Source organism: Acinetobacter sp. ANC_7654 (assembly GCF_056779855.1).
The window spans coordinates 37,348-56,557 of record NZ_JBWYIR010000009.1 but is presented as its reverse complement, the minus strand read 5'-3'; the positions used below and the strand labels follow the sequence as shown (position 1 = coordinate 56,557).

20 protein-coding genes are annotated in these 19,210 nt (G+C 37.1%); 16 read left to right on the top strand and 4 right to left on the bottom strand.

All coding sequences use genetic code 11. The annotated features are described in order from the left end of the window. Window positions 1-71: 71 nt before the first annotated feature. A complete protein-coding gene (locus AC1M86_RS10625; RefSeq protein ID WP_092767509.1) occupies window positions 72-872 on the bottom strand; it encodes a tetratricopeptide repeat protein in 801 nt (266 codons plus the stop codon). Between the two features lie 290 nt (window positions 873-1,162). On the opposite strand from AC1M86_RS10625, the gene AC1M86_RS10620 reads away from it, so the two are divergent. The 3 genes from AC1M86_RS10620 (at window position 1,163) to AC1M86_RS10610 (ending at window position 3,353) form a co-directional block, all read left to right on the top strand. Then, complete coding sequence (locus AC1M86_RS10620) at window positions 1,163-1,408, top strand: hypothetical protein (RefSeq protein WP_481587199.1); 246 nt, start codon at window positions 1,163-1,165, stop codon at window positions 1,406-1,408. A gap of 166 nt (window positions 1,409-1,574) precedes the next feature. Further along, window positions 1,575-2,138 carry a TetR/AcrR family transcriptional regulator gene (locus AC1M86_RS10615; protein WP_481587200.1) on the top strand — a complete coding sequence of 188 codons (564 nt, stop codon included), beginning with the start codon at window positions 1,575-1,577 and terminating at the stop codon, window positions 2,136-2,138. 27 nt (window positions 2,139-2,165) lie between these two features. Further along, the gene (locus AC1M86_RS10610) at window positions 2,166-3,353 is read left to right on the top strand and encodes an MFS transporter (RefSeq protein WP_481607917.1); all 1,188 of its coding nucleotides are present in this window, start codon (window positions 2,166-2,168) and stop codon (window positions 3,351-3,353) included. A 61-nt stretch (window positions 3,354-3,414) separates the two neighbouring features. On the opposite strand, the gene AC1M86_RS10605 is transcribed toward AC1M86_RS10610, so the two are convergent. Next, complete coding sequence (locus tag AC1M86_RS10605) at window positions 3,415-4,851, bottom strand: NCS1 family nucleobase:cation symporter-1 (RefSeq protein WP_481607916.1); 1,437 nt, start codon at window positions 4,849-4,851, stop codon at window positions 3,415-3,417. 212 nt (window positions 4,852-5,063) lie between these two features. On the opposite strand from AC1M86_RS10605, the gene AC1M86_RS10600 reads away from it, so the two are divergent. After that, the gene (locus AC1M86_RS10600; RefSeq protein ID WP_481587202.1) at window positions 5,064-5,768 is read left to right on the top strand and encodes an aspartate/glutamate racemase family protein; all 705 of its coding nucleotides are present in this window, start codon (window positions 5,064-5,066) and stop codon (window positions 5,766-5,768) included. 174 nt (window positions 5,769-5,942) lie between these two features. Here the strand turns inward: AC1M86_RS10600 and ygfZ are convergent, their stop codons facing one another. Then, a complete protein-coding gene (ygfZ, locus tag AC1M86_RS10595) occupies window positions 5,943-6,665 on the bottom strand; it encodes a CAF17-like 4Fe-4S cluster assembly/insertion protein YgfZ (protein WP_481587203.1) in 723 nt (240 codons plus the stop codon). Window positions 6,666-6,937: 272 nt separating this feature from the next. On the opposite strand from ygfZ, the gene acnD reads away from it, so the two are divergent. The 12 genes from acnD to AC1M86_RS10535 all read left to right on the top strand — a co-directional run bounded on the left by acnD (window position 6,938) and on the right by AC1M86_RS10535 (window position 18,142). Continuing rightward, window positions 6,938-9,556: a Fe/S-dependent 2-methylisocitrate dehydratase AcnD gene (gene acnD, locus AC1M86_RS10590; RefSeq protein ID WP_481607915.1), complete on the top strand. Its 2,619-nt coding sequence runs from the start codon at window positions 6,938-6,940 to the stop codon at window positions 9,554-9,556. Window positions 9,557-9,618: 62 nt separating this feature from the next. Then, a complete protein-coding gene (locus AC1M86_RS10585; protein WP_481607914.1) occupies window positions 9,619-10,542 on the top strand; it encodes a HamA C-terminal domain-containing protein in 924 nt (307 codons plus the stop codon). Beyond that, on the top strand, window positions 10,542-12,635 hold the full coding sequence (locus AC1M86_RS10580; protein ID WP_481607913.1) for a DEAD/DEAH box helicase: 2,094 nt from the start codon (window positions 10,542-10,544) through the stop codon (window positions 12,633-12,635). The genes AC1M86_RS10585 and AC1M86_RS10580 overlap by 1 nt, the downstream gene beginning before the upstream one ends. Window positions 12,636-12,666: 31 nt before the next feature. After that, window positions 12,667-12,873 (top strand): zinc ribbon-containing protein, encoded by a 207-nt coding sequence (locus tag AC1M86_RS10575; RefSeq protein WP_481596079.1) that lies wholly within the window; start codon window positions 12,667-12,669, stop codon window positions 12,871-12,873. Between the two features lie 118 nt (window positions 12,874-12,991). Then, complete coding sequence (locus tag AC1M86_RS10570) at window positions 12,992-13,564, top strand: DUF4126 domain-containing protein (RefSeq protein WP_481593565.1); 573 nt, start codon at window positions 12,992-12,994, stop codon at window positions 13,562-13,564. Between the two features lie 36 nt (window positions 13,565-13,600). Further along, on the top strand, window positions 13,601-14,323 hold the full coding sequence (locus tag AC1M86_RS10565) for a hypothetical protein (protein ID WP_481593566.1): 723 nt from the start codon (window positions 13,601-13,603) through the stop codon (window positions 14,321-14,323). 245 nt (window positions 14,324-14,568) lie between these two features. Further along, a complete protein-coding gene (locus tag AC1M86_RS10560; protein ID WP_481607951.1) occupies window positions 14,569-14,772 on the top strand; it encodes a hypothetical protein in 204 nt (67 codons plus the stop codon). Between the two features lie 499 nt (window positions 14,773-15,271). Continuing rightward, window positions 15,272-15,937 (top strand): RluA family pseudouridine synthase, encoded by a 666-nt coding sequence (locus AC1M86_RS10555; RefSeq protein ID WP_481607912.1) that lies wholly within the window; start codon window positions 15,272-15,274, stop codon window positions 15,935-15,937. Window positions 15,938-16,103: 166 nt separating this feature from the next. Next, window positions 16,104-16,484 carry a ribonuclease E inhibitor RraB gene (locus tag AC1M86_RS10550; RefSeq protein ID WP_035269856.1) on the top strand — a complete coding sequence of 127 codons (381 nt, stop codon included), beginning with the start codon at window positions 16,104-16,106 and terminating at the stop codon, window positions 16,482-16,484. A 140-nt stretch (window positions 16,485-16,624) separates the two neighbouring features. After that, on the top strand, window positions 16,625-16,963 hold the full coding sequence (locus AC1M86_RS10545) for a zinc ribbon domain-containing protein YjdM (protein ID WP_035269853.1): 339 nt from the start codon (window positions 16,625-16,627) through the stop codon (window positions 16,961-16,963). A 237-nt stretch (window positions 16,964-17,200) separates the two neighbouring features. Further along, window positions 17,201-17,665, top strand: coding sequence for a YybH family protein (locus tag AC1M86_RS10540; protein WP_092767489.1), 465 nt, complete (start codon window positions 17,201-17,203; stop codon window positions 17,663-17,665). Window positions 17,666-17,737: 72 nt separating this feature from the next. Further along, window positions 17,738-18,142: an NUDIX hydrolase gene (locus AC1M86_RS10535; protein ID WP_481607911.1), complete on the top strand. Its 405-nt coding sequence runs from the start codon at window positions 17,738-17,740 to the stop codon at window positions 18,140-18,142. Between the two features lie 10 nt (window positions 18,143-18,152). Here AC1M86_RS10535 and AC1M86_RS10530 read toward each other — a convergent pair whose 3' ends face one another. Beyond that, window positions 18,153-19,103 carry a tRNA-dihydrouridine synthase gene (locus tag AC1M86_RS10530; protein WP_481607910.1) on the bottom strand — a complete coding sequence of 317 codons (951 nt, stop codon included), beginning with the start codon at window positions 19,101-19,103 and terminating at the stop codon, window positions 18,153-18,155. Window positions 19,104-19,210: the final 107 nt, after the last annotated feature.

The following is a 19,210-nucleotide window of genomic DNA, read 5'->3' as shown; positions in this document are numbered from 1 at the left end:
TCATATAAGAAAACCCTATCTTGCGATAGGGTTTTTGTTTTTGAGCATCGGTTTAAAATTTAAATTAATGCTTAAGATTTAGCTTTCGTATTTGCTGCAGGTTTTTTTGCATTCTCAGCAATCAGTTTGTTCACGATCGCTAGATTTTCTTTGGCTTGAGGAATATTTTCATCTGCTAAAGCACTAAATATTTTTTTTGCCTCAGGTAGGTTTTGCGGAACGATATTTCCGTTTACGAACATGTTACCAATGGCCATAAGCGCAGGGATGTATCCTTTTTTACCTAAATCTTGAATGCTCGCTAAACCTTTTTTCACAGGCGCTTCAGTTTTGGTTTTGAAGCCTAATGAAATATCGTATAAAGCACGAGCATGAATGGCTGGATAACTTCCTTTCTTAATTAAAGGATCAAGTTTTTGTAACGCGAGCTTATCAGATTGTTCTTTACCTTCAGAGAACAGCAGAACCGCAGATTCAACAATCGCATCTTCAAAACCTTGAGCTGCAGCTTTATCTAGGTATTCACGAGATTTTTTTTCATTTTTGGTCAGACCCAAGCCACCAGTGGCATAGTTTTGCGCCAATACATAATTGGCTAGAGGATAGCCTGCAGTGCCAGCTTGTTCATAAAGTTGTACTGCTTTTTTGTTGTCTTGTTTGGTTCCTTGACCAGCTTGGGTCAGATATGCCAAGTTATAAGTCGCTTGAGGATTCCCAGCTTTTGATAAGCGTTCAAGTTCTTGGTAGGCCGCATTGTAATTCTTTGCTTGAATCAGTTCCTGTACTTTGCTGAATGCAGGATCGACTGGTGCGGCAGCGAAGCTAAATGAGGTGGCAACAGCGAGTAAAGCACCACATAATATTTTTTTCATAATTGTTTTATACCTATCTTAAAAGCAACCCTATTTATTTGATGTAAATAGAGTTTTATACCATTTAATCATAGTCCGAATTATGTGAATGTAAATATAGAATATGTATACATCCTTCAAATTTAGCTTCGCTTTGTGAATAAAGTGTGATTATTGCAATGTGTGCATATAAACGATACTGGATTTATGTTGTTCAGCCTTGAATATATGGATTTAACCAAAATTTTAATGCACTAGTAGTTCTTCAATGGTTTTGCTTAAATACGCATTGTGCAATGAGGTGGTCAACGATGTTTATAAAAGGCATTAAACGTAATTACGATAAAGTTTTTCAAGATGATTCAATCCCAGATGATCAAAAGATAGATGCGCTCTTATTGAAACTTGGCGAGCAGTATTTGGTGAGTCAGGAGAATCGAGTGTATGTATTCCAAAAAGGTGATTTAACCGTAAAGTTTGATGCTAAACACGCGAGAGCATTTCATTTTAAAGATTATGTGGTGAAGGATATGAATAAACTATTTCATGGCTTTTAGAATAAACCTCCTAGCGATATAGGAGGTTTTTTTATGAGTCATCTCTCAATCGATTGAGAGTTAAAATCTATTCTATCTAATGCCTTGGTCTTATTTTCATATCTTTATCAATAAAAACTCTTTATTATAAAACGATACGAAACGTATCGTTTTATTTGGGGATTTCATGACAAGCAAAGACAAAAGTGCACGACGCCGATCATGTATTTTAGCTTCAGTCAAACAGGCTTTGAATGAAGTGGAATATCACCAACTGACAGTAGAAGACATTGCTTCACGTGCTGGGGTGGGAAAGTCGACTATTTATCGATGGTGGTCACATAAATCTGAATTGGTTCTAGACACGTTTAAGGAGCTCACACTCTCAATTTTTGAGTTTGATCCAGAACTCGACCTTGAACAAAATCTTAATCAACAATTGCTTCGTTTGGCTAAGGCTTTAGATCATCCAGTGGGACGTGCAATGTTGGTGGTTATGGCGAATCATCGTGAATTGGCTGCAACATTCTTCAAGCAATATTTATTACCTAAACGAGTTCAACTGCATCAACTGATCCAACAGGCGATTGAGGCGGGGGAGCTGATTGAACATGATCACTATGATTTGGTGCTTGATCGACTCTATGGTCCTATTCATTACCAAATTATTTTCTTTAATCATTTGCCTGATGAGCACTATATCCGTCAATTGGTCAAACTGAGTTTAGATCCATTACGCCCTCACGCCTAAACATTAATGCGACAAGAGTAGATTTTCATGAGTGTAACCGTCGAACGACTTTGGAATCGTTCATTTATCTTGTGTGTATTAAATAATTTATTTGTTTTTATTTACTACTTTGCCATGTTGGCTGTCCTTCCGATTTACATTGTGAAGGACTTAGCGGGATCAGTTGAAGAAGCAGGATTAGCGTTAACGCTTTTTCTCGCCTCATCAATAGCAGTACGACCATTTTCAGGCATGATCATTCAAAAAATGGGTAAGCGACTCACTATGCGTGGATCGAGCACGTTTTTTGCGGTCTTTGCATTTGCTTATTTATTCATTGATAACATGTGGTCATTGTTGCTTATACGATTTTTACATGGGATATGGTTTAGTGTGTTGACCACTGTGGCTGTTCCAGTCGCGAATGACTTTATTCCTGAGCATCGTAAAGGTGAAGGCATGGGCTATTATGTGATGTCCACTAACCTAGGTGTGGTATTTGGACCGTTAATTGCGCTTACCACGATTCAATTTTATAGCTTCCAAATTTTATTCGGTGCTCTCGCGGTGCTCATCAGTGTAGGTCTAATTTTTAGCTGGTTATTAAATATTCCAGCGAATCAGATACCTCAGCAACATAAAATGAATAAAAAAGGATTTAAGCTAGACGATTTTCTTGAGCCTAAAGTTTTTGCTGTAAGTGGTGTTGCTTTACTTACAGCTTTTGCTTACTCGAGTATTACCAGTTTTATTACGGTTTATAGTGAGAGCAAACAACTGCTGGCGTACACCAGTGTATTTTTTATATTGTTTGCGGCGTCGATGTTAATTGTAAGACCTTGGGTTGGTAAAATTTATGATCGTCAAGGTCCGAGTGCTGTTATCGTTCCTTCTTTTATATTTTTTGCGATTGGGCTTGTGGTCGTAACATTAGTCAATAATCAATGGATGTTGTGGTTATCTGCAATTTTTATTGGAATTGGATATGGCTCAGTATTTCCTTGTTTGCAAACGCTCACCATTCAAACTGTAGATAAACAACGGATGGGGCATGCAATATCAACATTCTTTATTTGTTTTGATATTGGTCTGGCAGTTGGTTCAGTTGTAATGGGATTAGTTATCGCACAATGGAGCTTTGAATTTATGTACTTGTGCTGTGCAGTGTTGGTGATTTTGACTCTATTGTTTTATCAAAAATATGTTTCTAAAAAGATGATTGAGAAGATTGAGTAAATTGCATTTGGGGTTTGATAACTCTTAGATTAAAAAAGCCTCCGTTAAGGAGGCTTTCTAATTAAGCTACTTTTTTCTTGGTGACGTGGACTTTTTGTTTTGCATCTCGAGCGAGGAAATAGTAGAACGTTCCACCTAAAAATGCACCGATGAACCAGTTAAATGGTGCTAAAACTTGCAACAAAGGTACAAGGGTAAACGTCAAGCAAATCACAACAGCTGGTGCAAGTGCCCCAATTGCTTTTGGATTAAATCCATTTCGATACCAATATGCGCCATCCTTTTTGTCGTTAAAAAGATCCTCAACAATCACTTGCTGTTTTTTAACAAAATAGAAATCGGCAATTAATATCCCGAATAAAGGACCAATAAATGCAGCCAATACATCGAGGGTATAATGAATCAGTTCAGGAGAGTTAAATAAATTCCAAGGTGTAATGAGAACTGAACCGACCGCTGCGATCATACCGGCACTTCTAAAACTGAGTTTCTGTGGGAAAATATTAGAAAAATCAAACCCAGCAGAAACGAAATTCGCCACGATATTAATACCAATAGTGGCAGTCAATACTGTTAATAAGCCCAAAACAACTGCGAAAGTATTATCAATCATTGCGACTGTTTCTAGCGGGTCAGTCACCATTTTGCCGAATAAGCTATAAGTTCCTGAAACAATTATCACAGTGATTAATGAGAAGAAAATAAAGTTAAATGGAAGTCCCCAGAAATTACCTTTTTTAACCTGTTGCATTGATTTTCCATAACGCGAAAAATCACCAAAATTGAGTAAAGGACCTGAAAAATAAGAAACGACCAAAGCAATTGCAATAATGGTTTGTGTAACTTGTTCAGAGGTGGTGAGCGTTTTCGAGCCTAAATTGAAAGAAATATTTGACCAGCCCACTTGTGCAACTAACCAAGCTGCAAGCGCAAACATGACCACATATACTAATGGTCCAGCCCAATCAATAAATATACGAATCGCATTCATTCCTTTCCAAAAGACTAAAGCCTGTAAAACCCACATCAATCCAAAACAGATCCAACCAATCGCTGAAAGTCCTGCAAAACTGATTTCTGATAAAGGTATCAAGCTTGGGAAAAACTTGAGCGCGACGATCATGAGTGCATTTGAAGCGAGCCAAGTTTGAATACCGTACCATGCTAAGGCAATGATTCCCCGAATAAGTGCGGGGATATTTGCCCCGAACACACCAAAGGATTGTCTTGCGATGACCGCATAAGGTACGCCAGAGACTTGGCTGGGTTTTGCGACTAAATTTGCAGCAATTTGTACAATTACAATACCGACAATTAAGGCGATAAACACTTGCCAGCTTGCAAGACCGAGTGCGAATAAACTCGCAGCTACGACATATCCCCCCATACTATGAACATCAGACATCCAAAATGAAAAAATGTTGTACCAAGACCAATTTTGTTTTGCGGGTGCAAGATCGGCATTGGTTAATTTAGGACTATAATTTTCTTGATTCATTTTAATATTCACATTGTTTCGCTACTTTGTTCTGAGCAGAAACTATGCCAAATGATAAAATAATAAATATAAGATATTGTTATTTAATAAAATATTTTATATTTCTCTTTTGGTTTGAAAATTGCTAGATCTTTATGTTCAATTTTTTATTGCAATTTTTTGTTGATAAAAAAACTAATATTTTCTTATGAAATTCAAAGTGTAACGATCTTATGTCTCTAAAAATTCAAGTGATCAATCCCAATACGAGTGCTGCAATGACAGAAGTTATTGGTCAAGCAGCCCAAAATGTAGCAAATATGGGTACAGAAATCTTAGCAGTATGTCCAAAAAAGGGCGTAGCCTCAATTGAGGGGCATTATGATGAAGCAATATCTGCCATCGGTGTTTTGGATTTAATCCAACAAGGTAAAGAATTAAACGTTGATGGTCATATTATTGCGTGTTTTGGTGACCCTGCCTTACATGCAGCACGTGAACTTGCCGAAGCACCTGTAATAGGAATTGCTGAAGCTGCATTTCATATGGCGACCTTGGTCGCGACCAAGTTTTCAATTGTCACTACATTGGCACGGACGAAAATCATCGCTGAGCATTTATTGAATGAGTATGGGTTTAGAGATCATTGTGCTCAAATACGTTGTATTGATTTACCTGTTTTGGCTTTAGAGCAAGATCCTGATTTTGCGTATCAACAACTTTTAGTGAGCTGTACTCAAGCTAAAAATAATGATGGAATTGGCGCGATTGTACTGGGTTGTGGAGGCATGGCTGAAATGGCAGAGCGAGTTAGTGCAGAGCTGAATATCCCGATTATTGATGGTGTACGTGCTGCGGTTAAGTTGGTTGAGGGTTTACATGGTATGGGCCTCAAAACCAGTAAGTGGGGAGATTATGATTTTCCGCGAAAAAAATGATAAAGAACTGACTTTGAAGTGAAAAGGATTTTAGTCGCATCTTCAAAAGATCTAATTTTAGATATAAAAAAATAGGGATTTAGATTTCATGAAGAATACCAAACTGTCATATTGATTAGTTTGGCATTCTTCCTTTATGTCGTCTAAATTAGTATTTCAATAATTATTTCAAGCTTACTGTGGTCTAGCCACATCACCATTTAAATACTCAGGCAAATCTAAAACAGTCACGTCTAACTCTGCTAATGCTTCAGGACGTGCCACCACCAAAGCGATATAACCGTTTTCGAAAGGCGCACTATTGACGACTTGTACACTTTTATCGAGTTGTTCAGCTTCTGCAGGTACAGCACCTGTACCCTGAATTAAATGTAACCACGCTTTCGGTTTAGCTTTAAACCATAAACGTGCAATCACTTCCTGACCCAAGTAACAACCCTTGTCATAGTGAACGCCTTCACGTTGATGTAAACGAAGTTCTTGGGGTTGGAACACGTGTTCTATGACTTGATCAATGTAAGCTTGACCATGTTGAATAGCTTGAACTTGCCAAGCGGCAATATCTGTTACTTCTGCTGAGAACGTTGTGGTGTCACCTTGAAGCGTAGGATAGACCTGACCTGATTCTTCAAGTTTCATTTTGGAAAAAGCACCAAATTTTTTAATGTGTTTAGAAAATTCTTCAGCTTGATCTTGAGTGGTGACAATGACAAAGCTTTCAGGATTCAGCTTTGTTAGCCATAAACCAAAGTGAATTCGACCTTTTAAATCACAAATTGCTGTGTAGCGCGTGATATTTTCTTCAAGGCGTTCAACATGCAACGTCACTTGACCTTGTAAAAATTTTTGAGCATCCACGCCATTAAGCGTAAATGAGGAGAAAGATAAATTGTTCATTTTCTATGCTCGAATCTGAATCTAATACTAAAGAATTATCCCAATTTTCCACTATTTTTCAAAAAAAAGCACATAACTGCTAATTTAACTGCGTTATTTGAAACAAAATATTTCAAAAACCCTGTTTTTTACACCTAAATGTATGAAATATATAAGATTTGGGAAATGGACTTTCAGCAGTGTACTATGCCAACACAAATGATGAAGTCTCATCAACAACAAAATGTTTAGAAAGTTTAGAAAAAAGATGCTCAAGGCAAGGCAGGAACGCGATGAATAACAACTACCGTAAACCACTGCAAGGTACCCAGCTCGAATATTATGATGTGCGTCAAGCCGTTGAGGATATTCAGCCAGGCGCATACGCAAAACTCCCATATACTTCTAAAGTGCTTGCAGAGCAATTGGTACGCCGTTGCGATCCTGCAATTTTAGAGCAGTCTCTTAAAGAATTAATCTTTAATAAACAAGACCACGATTTCCCTTGGTATCCAGCACGTGTGGTCTGCCACGATATTTTAGGTCAAACAGCATTGGTGGACCTTGCAGGTTTGCGTGATGCGATTGCCGATCAAGGTGGAGACCCATCTAAAGTCAATCCCGTGGTACCAACTCAGCTGATTGTCGATCACTCACTCGCAGTCGAGTACGGTGGTTTTGATCCTGATGCATTTGAGAAAAACCGTGCGGTGGAAGATCGTCGTAATGAAGACCGTTTCCATTTTATTGAGTGGACAAAAACCGCTTTTGAAAATGTCGATGTAATCCCTGCGGGTAACGGCATCATGCACCAAATCAACTTGGAGAAAATGTCTCCAGTGATTCAAAACCGTGGTGGCGTGGCTTTCCCTGATACGTGTGTGGGTACTGATTCACATACCCCACATACCGATGCGTTAGGTGTGATCTCAATTGGTGTCGGCGGCTTAGAAGCTGAAAACGTGATGCTTGGTCGTGCATCTTGGATGCGTTTACCTGACATCATTGGTGTAGAGCTTGTTGGTCAGCGTAAACCGGGTATTACTGCCACTGATATCGTATTGGCTTTAACTGAGTTCTTGCGTAAAGAGCGTGTAGTTGGTGCATATTTAGAGTTCTTTGGCGAAGGTGCGGACACCATGTCGATTGGTGACCGTGCAACGATCTCGAATATGACCCCTGAATATGGTGCAACGGCTGCGATGTTCTATATTGACCAAAACACCATTGATTATTTAACGCTTACAGGTCGTGAGCCTGAGCAAGTGAAACTTGTAGAAAACTATGCCAAAGAAATTGGTCTTTGGGCAAGTGATATGACCAAAGCTGAGTACCCACGTGTACTTCGTTTTGATTTATCAACCGTAACTCGTAACATTGCAGGGCCATCAAACCCACATGCACGTGTATCTACAAGTGATTTAAAAGCGAAAGGCATTGCAGGCAATTTAGAAGCAGCACGTGCTCAAGAAGCAGAAGGCTTAATGCCTGATGGTGCAATCATCATCGCTGCAATTACATCATGTACCAATACATCAAACCCACGTAATACAGTGGCAGCAGGCTTGCTTGCTCGTAAAGCGAATGAGTTAGGCTTAGTGCGTAAGCCGTGGGTGAAATCATCTTTTGCACCGGGTTCTAAAGCCGCAGCATTGTATTTAGAAGAAGCAGGTGTACTCGGTGATTTAGAAAAACTCGGTTTTGGTATTGTGGCGTATGCATGTACCACATGTAACGGGATGTCAGGTGCGTTAGATCCAAAAATCCAGCAAGAAATTATCGACCGTGACCTCTACGCAACGGCTGTTTTATCAGGTAACCGTAACTTCGATGGTCGTATCCACCCGTATGCAAAACAAGCATTCTTGGCATCGCCTCCGCTCGTAGTTGCATATGCCATTGCAGGTACGATTCGTTTTGATATTGAAACGGATGCTTTAGGTCATGATAAAGATGGCAACCCAATTTACCTCAAAGACATTTGGCCATCTGATGAAGAAATTGATGCACTGGTAAAAGTTGCGGTAAAACCTGAGCAATTTAAGAAAGTGTATATCCCAATGTTTGATTTGGGTGAGAAAGTTCAAGCGGCAAGCCCATTGTATGATTGGCGTCCGCAAAGTACTTATATCCGCCGTCCGCCATATTGGGAAGGCGCACTTGCTGCACCACGCACTTTAGCCAATATGCGTCCGCTTGCGATTTTAGGCGATAACATTACAACGGATCATTTATCACCATCGAATGCGATTATGATGGATTCGGCAGCAGGTGAATATCTACATAAAATGGGCGTTCCTGAGGAAGACTTTAACTCATACGCAACGCACCGTGGGGACCACTTAACGGCACAACGTGCGACCTTTGCCAACCCGAAACTGTTTAACGAAATGGTGGTACGTTCGGACGGTACGATTAAGCAAGGGTCTAAAGCGCGTGTAGAGCCTGAAGGCGAAGTGATGCGTATGTGGGAAGCGATTGAAACCTACATGAACCGTAAACAGCCTTTAATTATTATTGCAGGGAAAGATTACGGACAAGGTTCTAGCCGTGACTGGGCTGCAAAAGGTGTACGCCTTGCAGGTGTAGAGGCGATTGTGGCAGAAGGTTTTGAGCGTATCCATCGTACTAACTTAGTGGGTATGGGCGTGTTACCACTTGAGTTTAAAGCAGGAACTGACCGTAAAACTTTAGGTTTGGATGGTACAGAACTGTATAGCGTGATTGGTAATATTGCGCCACGTTCGACTTTGACTTTAGTTATTGAGCGCTCAACGGCGGATGGTAAAAATCAAACGATTGAAGTTCCTGTAACGTGCCGTTTGGATACCGAAGAAGAGGTTTCTGTGTATGAAGCGGGTGGGGTATTACAACGCTTTGCACAGGACTTTTTAGAAGGGAATGTTACGTAAAACATTGTAAGTGATTACAAAATGCTCTAACTTTGTGTTGGGGCATTTTTTTTGGAATGGATATGGATTTTGATGTCTTAGTATCTGATGATTTTTTAAATATATGTGAAAACGATAAAATAGTAATTAAGGATAATAAAAAAATTGTTTCATTTATCAATGATTTTGAGGATGGAAAATGGCGGTCAAGTAAGTTCTTTAACTTTATTTGGAATAATATTGCTGAAACAGCTTTGAATCAAAATGAAAGAGAAGCTTTGTTTGATAAAAGTCAAGAAAAGCTAATAGAATCTGCCAAAAAGTTAAGATTATCAGATCCTACTGACAAGATTGGTCGAGGCAGTGAAATAGCAGAAATCATGCTTTATGCAATTATGAAGCATCACTATGGTGCTCTACCTGTGGTCCCTAAAATATATTACAAACAAAATAGTCAAGATAATGCAAAAGGTGCAGATAGTGTTCATATTATAGTTGATGGCAATGACTATAGCTTATGGTTTGGTGAGGCAAAATTTTTTTCGAGCTTGGATGAGCAAAATTTTTATCAAATTACAAATTCATTGAGTGAAGCTCTAAAAAAAGAAAAATTAAAGAAAGAAAATTCTATTATTACAGGTTTAAGTGATTTAAATGGTTTGGGTATCGAAAAAGATTTAATAGATAGAATCATTAAAGATTTATCCCCAAGAAATTCGATTGATAATATTAAGAATATAATTAATGTACCTATTATGATTATACATGGGTGTGAAATAACTGAGCATACAACATTCTTGGATGAAGAATATATTTCTAAAATCAAATCAATTTATTGTGAAAAGGCTAATAGATACTTTTTAAGTCAGTACAATAAGTTAAAAGATGTACCTTTTTACCATTTAATTAAATTTCATTTAATATTATTTCCAGTGCCTAATAAAGATAAAGTAGTTGATAGATTTATAAAAAATATTGAATATTACAAGGCGGAGGCTGAAGATTAATGAAAGCTTTCGAAGAATTACATGTAATCAATGATTTTCTAATTTGTGGTAATAAAAAAGATGCAATAGATAAAATTATTAGACTAGTTAGCAGTTTAGATAATTTGGATTTAGAAAATAAGCAAATCGTGATTCCACCTCTTAATGACATGTTAAGGCAAGTAGGACTCTATCCTTATATAGATAAAGACTATGCTACGTGGCAAGAACTTATTGTACTAAATGCTTTCTCAGTCGATATCGGAGGAAAAGAAGTAGTTTTGCATAGAGAGCAATCTAAACTTTTATCTGGTTTGTTAAATGGAAAAAATTTAGCAGTTAGTGCTCCTACAAGTTTTGGAAAAAGTTTTACAGTTGATGCATTTCTACAATTAAAAAATCCCAATACAGTTATGATGATCGTTCCTACGATTGCATTGGCTGACGAAGTTAGAAGAAGATTACAGCCAAAGTTTGGGGGACAATATAAGATTATAACTACATCTGACATAGAGTTGGCAGAAAAGAATATATTGATTTTACCTCAGGAGAGAGCCTTAAGTTATTTAGGTGTAATAGAGGAAGTTGATTTACTTGTAGTAGATGAATTTTATAAAGCAAGTGAGAAAGAAAAAGACTCTAGAAGTATTACCTTACAAAGAGCAATGCTTGAATTTCAACGTATAGCTAAACAAAGATATTATTTAGCACCAAATATACAGAGTCTTACAGAAAATATTTTTACAAAAGGAGTCGAGTTTGTCAGTATTGATTGCAATACCGTTGCATTAGATATTGAACATACTTACGAAAAAATAAATGATACGTATGATAAGAATAAAGCATTATTTGATATCTTAGCAAAAGTTGATGGTAAGACTTTAATATATGTAAAGTCGCACACAGCATTAGATAATGTCTTAACTTTACTTTCTGAAAATATGGAAACTAAAGAAAATCAGGTTCTTAAGGAGTTTTCCACTTGGATAAAAAAGAATTATTCACCCACATGGAAACTTAGTTTTTTAGTGCAAAAAGGTGTATGTACTTATAATAGTAATTTACATAGATCATTGTCTCAGATTCAACTTAATTTATATGAAACAGTTCCTCTTGATCTTATGGTCTCTACGTCATCTATTATTGAAGGTGTAAATACGAGTACGAAAAATATAATTTTATGGAGTAATAAAATTGGGACTTCTTCTTTAAAATTTTTTACTTATAAAAATATTATGGGTAGAAGTGGACGCATGTTTAAATACTTTATTGGTAATGCATTTTTATTAGAAAAACCACCAAAAGAAGTTAATTTACAACTAGATTTATCACTTCAAGATGAAGCGTCATTGTTGATTGATGAAGACTATTTGAACGATGAGTTGACTCCTGAGGAGTTGAGAAAAATCATCATTTTCAAAAAAGAAATGGCAAAACTCTTAGATGTAAAATATTCAGAGCTAATTTCTTTTCAGGATTTAGACACCTCTAATAAGTCCATGCTACAAAAAATTGCTCATGCTGTATTGTCAAAGAGACTGGACTATCGAAAAATCAATTTATTGAATGCGGGTTCGGAGTTTTGGGAGAGCTCTTTATGGCATATTTTGAATATAGTACATCCTTCAAGTTTGGGTGGAAATTATAATGAAATCATCAAATATACTTTAATTGTAAAAGAAAATTGGCAAAAAACGATTCCTGAATTATTAACTGAATTGGATCAATATAATTTAGGCATAGATGGTTTTTTTAAGATGGAAAAAATATTAACTTATAATTTGTCGAATTTTTTAAAATCTTTACAAACTCTTTATAATAAAAAATATGATAAAGAATTAAATATTAATAGCTTTATCGAGAAAGTTTCTCATGCATTTTTGCCAAAAAATGTTTTCTTTTTGGAAGAATATGGGTTGCCACGTTTTATTTCTAAGAAAATACATTTATCTGGATTAATCGATTTAGAAAATAATGATCTAGAAATTAATAAAGTAGTGAGTGAGTTTCTAAAAATAGGATTAGATCAACTAATTGAAGAAATAGAAGATTTAGATATTTTTGATGAATATGTACTCAAAATTTTTTATGAAGGTATAGAGTATCGTAATTGATTTTGCCCAATCGCCATCATCATCTGTCGAAATGGACAATAAAAAGTCATTCACACTCCGTTATAGTGACTTCACCATTTCTAAAATTATACGGAGAACAAAAATGGTTACAGCTGGCTCTAAACCGGGAACAGGTTTCTATTTTTGCGTTCAATGTGGGCATCGTGCTTACTTAGAAATTGGTACTGATCGTTTACCACCGTGTACCAAATGCTTAAGCAATCAATTTAAAAAATAATTCGCTCAAGCAAACAGACTAAAACAGACACCACTGTTTTAAACAAAAGCCCTATTACACCATAGGGCTTTTTTGTTACCTTAAGAAAATTAAAAACATATAAATAAAAAGGTTTGCTATGGAAACAATACTCGGTTTATGTCTTGGTATAGGATTGAGTGCTGCATGTGGCTTCCGCGTATTTGTTCCCTTATTGGTGATGAGTATTGCCTCCCTCATGGGATGGTTTGAACCGATGAAAGGCTTTGAATGGCTTGCGATGCCATCGGTTTGTATTGCATTGGGTGTTGCCACCATTTTTGAAATCGGGGCGTATTACATTCCTTGGATTGATAACTTACTGGATACTATTGCGACGCCTGCGGCATTGGTGGCGGGTACACTGACCACGATGGCGGTCAGCTCTGGCGAAATGTCGCAATTTGCAAGTTGGGCTGCTGCAATCATCGTCGGTGGTGGAACAGCAGGAGCAGTGCAACTTGGGACAGTTGCAGCACGGGGTGTCTCGACCGCAACCACGGGTGGCGTGGCAAATCCTGTGGTTTCTACAGGTGAGTGGGTCAGCGCATTGGTGATTTCCGTATTGTCATTCTTTATACCAGTATTGGTAGTAATCGTTTTACTAATTGGTGTGGTTTGGACAGTACGTTGGTTCAAAAAGAAAAAGCAGCGTCAAGCTGATGCTCAGTAAATTTATAAAAGAAGTATTAAAAATCTCGGATAAAGAATGAAAAATATATTGGCATTATTTCAAGTTTTAATTGGGCTTTACTTTTTGGGTGATCTGATTAGACAGAATCCAAAGATTGATGGTTTTTTACAAAATACTGAAAAAAATTTTTCAAATTGGAATCACAAGCTCAAAGATTCAAATGCAAAATCAGGCTTATTTTTGTTGAAGAAGATTCATGGTTACTTATCTATAATTTTTATCATTATATTTCTCGTTATCCAAAAATTATGGCCTTCACAAATTTATTTGCTTCATCTTCTGTCCGCTGCATTTGTTGCTTGTATATTTGTTTGGTTGTCTTTGACCTGGACAATTGATCATAAAAACATGATCCTTTCGATGGCAAAGCAAGTTGCTTTTTTAAGTGTAACGCCTTTTATTGCAGGAATAATGGACTATCTTTTTTCATTAAATTTTACAGCAATATTTGTTCAGATATACAACACGCTCGCACAGACACTGCATTTGGAACCGAGCGGGATGCATCATCCAATTATTATGGGGCTTGTAGGTAGTCTTATTTTGACAAGCTTATTTGTCATCTATTACATAATAATGTGGGTGATTTCGCTACCAACACTACTGATTTTTCTATTATTTATGCTGAGTGCTCAGAGAATTGCCAGATTAATTAACAGTATTGCGCCTAAACAGCCTTTAATGGGTTTAGCTGTAATATTGTTTATCATTCTGACGTTTGTTCAAGCAAATATCTAAATTATTCAGTGGATGAATTGAATTTACAGACTTCTGAATAAACTATATCTTTGATTTTTAAGTGAGATTGTTTAAATATTTAAAAACCACGATCAATTTTACAGCTATTTTAGCTCAGCATTGGTCTAAAGCTTGCTTTAGATTTATAGCACTTAAGCTCATTGAAGACTGAAATAAACTTATAGGATCACCCTGTGAATACAGTACAAGAAAAATCCCGCGCAAAACTTCCTTTTAAAGTCCACATGATGGCAGGCTGGCCGTTGTTACTACTGATTATTGGTGGTGCTGTGGGTGGTTCACTCGGTGCAATTGCTTATACAATTAACCTCAAAATTTATAAATCTGAATTATCTCAACTACAAAAAGTACTCGCTAATCTTATGTGCGGAATGTTTGCCATGATGTTGTGGTGGAGCATTGCATCTTGGATTCAAGCCAGTCTCTAAAATGAAAGGTCAACTTGAATTTTAATTGCAATATTTAGCTAAAAAGACGCTAAAAAAAGTGTATCAATGAACCTATTTGGGAAAAAATATTATATTTATAAGGTGATATGAAATATTTTTTTATTCGATGCTAAAATTCGTTAATCTTAGGAAATTAATCCCGACGCAGTCTCGCTATTATATATCTCAAGGGTGTGACGGGATCGAAAAGAGTAGATTGCTACCAGTTGCGTACAACGTGCGTGTAGTACTTACCCAAAAGGTCTTGATTCGGCTTAGGACGCTATAAACCAGAAGTTTATAGGCAATAGGGTTATAACTTACAAAGTTATAATAGTTGAAGTAAACAACATGTTTTCCCTGACACCCTCAAAAATTCTCTTAAAAAAATTATAATTCTCAATTCTCAATTCTCAATTCTTAAATCGCGCATCTTATAAATTGACACTGAGTTGATCAGTTGCTATTTTTCCGCATCCCAAAGAAATGCTTTGTTCACATGCCTTTAGACGATAATTTTGTATATATGCCACCTCAAGGTCCGCTTAACATCGTCTATGAAGATGATGATTTGGTGGTCATTGATAAACCAGCAGGATTATTGTCTGTGCCAGGACGCTTGCCTGAACATCATGACAGTGCGTATTCAAGAGTGATTGCTCAATATCCAAATGCAAAAATTACTCATCGTCTAGATATGGCAACCTCTGGAATTTTGATGTTTGCAAAACATCGCGATGCTGAAGTGGCTGTGAGCAAAATGTTCCAAGCGCGCACCGTGAAAAAAAATTATGTGGCACTGGTGCAAGGTAAAATTGCACAACAGGGACAAGTAGACTTGCCTTTAATTACGGACTGGGAAAACAGACCGAGACAAATCGTTCATTTTGAACTTGGAAAATCAGCCTTAACACTGTTTGAATTGGTCGCTTATGATGCGCATTTAGATGTTAGTCGTGTCTTGTTGACGCCAATTACGGGGCGTTCACATCAATTACGTGTACATATGCAAGCCATAGGTCATCCGATCACAGGTGATAAACTCTATCATCCAAACCCTAAACTCAGTAATTTAGGGCGTATGGCTTTGCATGCAAGTTATTTAGAGTTTCAACAACCGTTGAGTGGTATTGAAATTAAAATTGTGAGTGAAGTTCCATTTTGAATGAAACGCTTCAAGCAGAATATGTAATGTGAGTGCCTAACTAAAATTTAACAATTACGATCATATAAGTTTAAGAACAATTTCTAATGAATTCTTCTCCAAAATGAAATAAATATAGGCTACTCTAGGATATTGTATACGCAATAACCACAATAAGGATGAACGTATGAGCCGTGATTTAGAACAATTTCCAAATGATGATAATGGCGATGTACTGTGGCAAATGTTCCAGGATGGAGATGATTTAAGCGAGCCGCATGAGATTGAGTACTCAATTGCTTTTAGCTCTAAAGACAAAGCTGAAAAATGTGCCTTGTTCTTGCTTCAGGAAGAACAAAAGATCAGTTTATTTATTGATGAAGAGTCTGAATCCGCAGAATGGATTATCACGATTTATGTGTATATGGAGCCAGAATACTCAGATATTGTGGATTTAGAAGAGTGGTTTACCAAAATAGCCAATGACTATGACGGTGAGTACGATGGATGGGGATGTATGGCATATGTATATGATGATGAAGATATAGAAGATGAGTTTCAAAGCTAAACAAGGCTAGAGCCAATAAAAGAACCTAAGTGATTGAACTTAGGTTTTTTTTATTTAAACCTTATAAAATTTAAGGTTTTTTTCTATTCGCTAGATGAAAGTGGTATATTGAGCAAAATTTTTTATTTTTTGGATTTTTTATGTCTTTGCCAAATTGCCCAAAATGTTCCTCTGAATATACTTATGAAGATGGGGACCTCTTGATCTGCCCAGAATGTTCACATGAATGGAAAGAAGGAGAGACACTCGAAGAAGTGGTTCAGATCAAAGATGCAAATGGCAATCTTCTTGCAGATGGCGATACCGTAACGGTTATCAAAGATTTAAAAATTAAAGGTTCATCATCCGTAATCAAAGTCGGTACTAAAGCAAAAAGTATTCGTTTGTTGCCAGATGCAACGGATGGTCATGATATTGATTGTAAAGTAGATGGTTTTGGCGCAATGAAACTTAAGTCCGAATATGTAAAGAAAGCATAAGCTTTTATAATGGCTTCAGTGAAACTGGGGCCAATTTTTTTATGTGATAATAACTCGTCGTTGGTTTTAATTTGATCATAATGATAAGTTTTAATAAATAATGGTTGTTTTTTATCAATTTAAATTGAATTTTAGATACAAATTAGAATAAAAATTTCTTTGCTTGGCACAAAATAACATTACAGTTTTTCTTTAAAAGTGTTAACTTCATCACACTAATAACAATAAGGTCACATCATGTCTATTCAGATTGAGGGTAATGTTGTTGCTGCTCATGAAGTATTAGCGCAATTAAAAGAATGGGATTCAGCATTAGTAGGTAATAATGTTGATGCGTTAATCGAACAATGTGCGCAAAATGTAAGTATGTTTGATGTCAGCACCCAACTTGAGGGAGCTGAAGCTTATCGAAAAGAATGGCAAAAATTTAGTCCCTATTTCTTCGATGGAATGCAAATCACTCGCCGTGATGTAAAAGTGCATGCGAGTGATCATTTGGTTGTATTACATTGTCACTCTAAAGTGGAACATAAAGCCTTAAAAGGTCAGTTGCAAATGCCTTGGTGTCGTACAACATTATGTCTACAAAAAACCAATGAACAATGGGTGATGGTACACCAACATATTTCTATGCCTGTAGACTTAGCAACGGGAAAGGCTATCATCTTGAAGGATAAATCAAAATTAAGGCTTGTGGTTTAGCTTATCTTGAGCATTTAGATGGGCTTAAACAGTGTTATCTTTCATGAATGAGTTAAATTCTGGAGACGTGTCATGGGATTTTATGATTTTTATCGTTTGAGTTCTCATGCGGTGATCACCAACCCAGAGGGACAAGTCTTATTACTGAAAGCAAACTATTCCAATTACAGTTGGGGGTTGCCAGGTGGTGGTTTAGATCAAGGTGAAACCATACATCAAGCTTTGCTCAGAGAATGTAAAGAAGAAATAGGTTGTGATGTAAGCATCCAATATTTATCAGGGGTCTACTATCACGCACATGTAAACTCACATACCTTTATCTTTAGATGCATGATTGAAAATAACGCCCAAATTCAACTCTCTGAGGAACATACGGAATATGCATGGTTTAGTCCAGAGCAACTGTCTGAAGTTCAACGCACTCGCGTTCAAGACTGTCTGAATTTTCAAGGTGAAGTTCGGAGTTATTCATTCTAGAATTTAGAAATTAGACAGTTTGCATAATGTTTTGAAAATGATTGAGCTTAGCAATGATTTCATCTACTTGTTTCAGACGTTTCACCTCATCCCATAACAGTTTTGCTTCAGGATAATGTTTAGACATCATACCTAGCCATTGCTTATAACGTCCGACCATATTCATTTCTTTTTTATAAGAACCATTTAAGAAGCGAATTTGGAGTGTAATTAAATCGCTCCATTGTAATATCGCTTCGTCTTTATTATGTCGGATGCATTGTGTGACATCGGGTGTTGTCACTGCTGCACGACCAATCATTAGATCTTCACAACCTGACTCTATTAAACACTGGCGCGCATCTTGGTTATTCCAGATTTCACCATTGGCTATCACATTAATGCTAAGCGCATGACGAATGGGTTGAAGTTGATCCCAAAAGGCGGGTGGGGTATAGCCATCTGCTTTTGTTCGTGCATGAACGGTAACCCAAGCGGCACCAGCATCTTCTATCGCATGTGCATTTTCCAGGGTGAAATTACGATCCATATAACCTAAACGCATTTTTGCTGAAACTGGTATTTCAGCAGGCACTGCATCACGTACAGCTTTAACCAGTTGATACACTGTTTCAGGTTCATCCAATAATACAGAACCACCTCGATGCCTGTTTACTGTTTTAGCTGGACAGCCAAAATTCATATCAATTGCAGGTGCACCTAACTCCACCGCTCGAACGGCATTTGCAGCCAACATGGTTGGATTATTCCCTAAAAATTGAACATGAACGGGTGTTCCTGCTGCTGTTTTGCCATCGTTCAATAATTCGGGACAGTAAGAATGATAGATGTGATCTGGAAGGACAGAATCAGTGACACGGATAAACTCAGTTATACACCAGTCGAAGCTGCCGACATGTGTGAGAACATCACGCATGATGGGATCAGTTAAACCTTCCATGGGTGCTAAAACGAGTTTCACTTGGTCACCTGAATATGGGAAAAACGGTGTTATACGGTGTTTTGTATAGCTTGTCTAGTCAGAAATTTCACACAAAAAAAAGCCCAAACTTATGTTTGGGCTTTTCG

Excerpts from the sequence above, each read along its gene's own strand:
- AC1M86_RS10555 (WP_481607912.1), top strand. The coding sequence starts at position 15,272 with ATGCCTTTAGACGATAATTTTGTATATATGCCACCTCAAGGTCCGCTT.
- AC1M86_RS10545 (WP_035269853.1), top strand. The coding sequence starts at position 16,625 with ATGTCTTTGCCAAATTGCCCAAAATGTTCCTCTGAATATACTTATGAA.
- AC1M86_RS10620 (WP_481587199.1), top strand. The coding sequence starts at position 1,163 with ATGTTTATAAAAGGCATTAAACGTAATTACGATAAAGTTTTTCAAGAT.
- AC1M86_RS10600 (WP_481587202.1), top strand. The coding sequence starts at position 5,064 with ATGTCTCTAAAAATTCAAGTGATCAATCCCAATACGAGTGCTGCAATG.
- AC1M86_RS10605 (WP_481607916.1), bottom strand. The coding sequence starts at position 4,851 with ATGAATCAAGAAAATTATAGTCCTAAATTAACCAATGCCGATCTTGCA.
- AC1M86_RS10550 (WP_035269856.1), top strand. The coding sequence starts at position 16,104 with ATGAGCCGTGATTTAGAACAATTTCCAAATGATGATAATGGCGATGTA.
- AC1M86_RS10615 (WP_481587200.1), top strand. The coding sequence starts at position 1,575 with ATGACAAGCAAAGACAAAAGTGCACGACGCCGATCATGTATTTTAGCT.
- AC1M86_RS10580 (WP_481607913.1), top strand. The coding sequence starts at position 10,542 with ATGAAAGCTTTCGAAGAATTACATGTAATCAATGATTTTCTAATTTGT.
- AC1M86_RS10560 (WP_481607951.1), top strand. The coding sequence starts at position 14,569 with ATGATGGCAGGCTGGCCGTTGTTACTACTGATTATTGGTGGTGCTGTG.
- AC1M86_RS10575 (WP_481596079.1), top strand. The coding sequence starts at position 12,667 with ATGGACAATAAAAAGTCATTCACACTCCGTTATAGTGACTTCACCATT.
- AC1M86_RS10585 (WP_481607914.1), top strand. The coding sequence starts at position 9,619 with ATGGATTTTGATGTCTTAGTATCTGATGATTTTTTAAATATATGTGAA.
- AC1M86_RS10625 (WP_092767509.1), bottom strand. The coding sequence starts at position 872 with ATGAAAAAAATATTATGTGGTGCTTTACTCGCTGTTGCCACCTCATTT.
- ygfZ (WP_481587203.1), bottom strand. The coding sequence starts at position 6,665 with ATGAACAATTTATCTTTCTCCTCATTTACGCTTAATGGCGTGGATGCT.
- AC1M86_RS10540 (WP_092767489.1), top strand. The coding sequence starts at position 17,201 with ATGTCTATTCAGATTGAGGGTAATGTTGTTGCTGCTCATGAAGTATTA.
- AC1M86_RS10565 (WP_481593566.1), top strand. The coding sequence starts at position 13,601 with ATGAAAAATATATTGGCATTATTTCAAGTTTTAATTGGGCTTTACTTT.
- AC1M86_RS10570 (WP_481593565.1), top strand. The coding sequence starts at position 12,992 with ATGGAAACAATACTCGGTTTATGTCTTGGTATAGGATTGAGTGCTGCA.
- AC1M86_RS10610 (WP_481607917.1), top strand. The coding sequence starts at position 2,166 with ATGAGTGTAACCGTCGAACGACTTTGGAATCGTTCATTTATCTTGTGT.
- acnD (WP_481607915.1), top strand. The coding sequence starts at position 6,938 with ATGAATAACAACTACCGTAAACCACTGCAAGGTACCCAGCTCGAATAT.
- AC1M86_RS10535 (WP_481607911.1), top strand. The coding sequence starts at position 17,738 with ATGGGATTTTATGATTTTTATCGTTTGAGTTCTCATGCGGTGATCACC.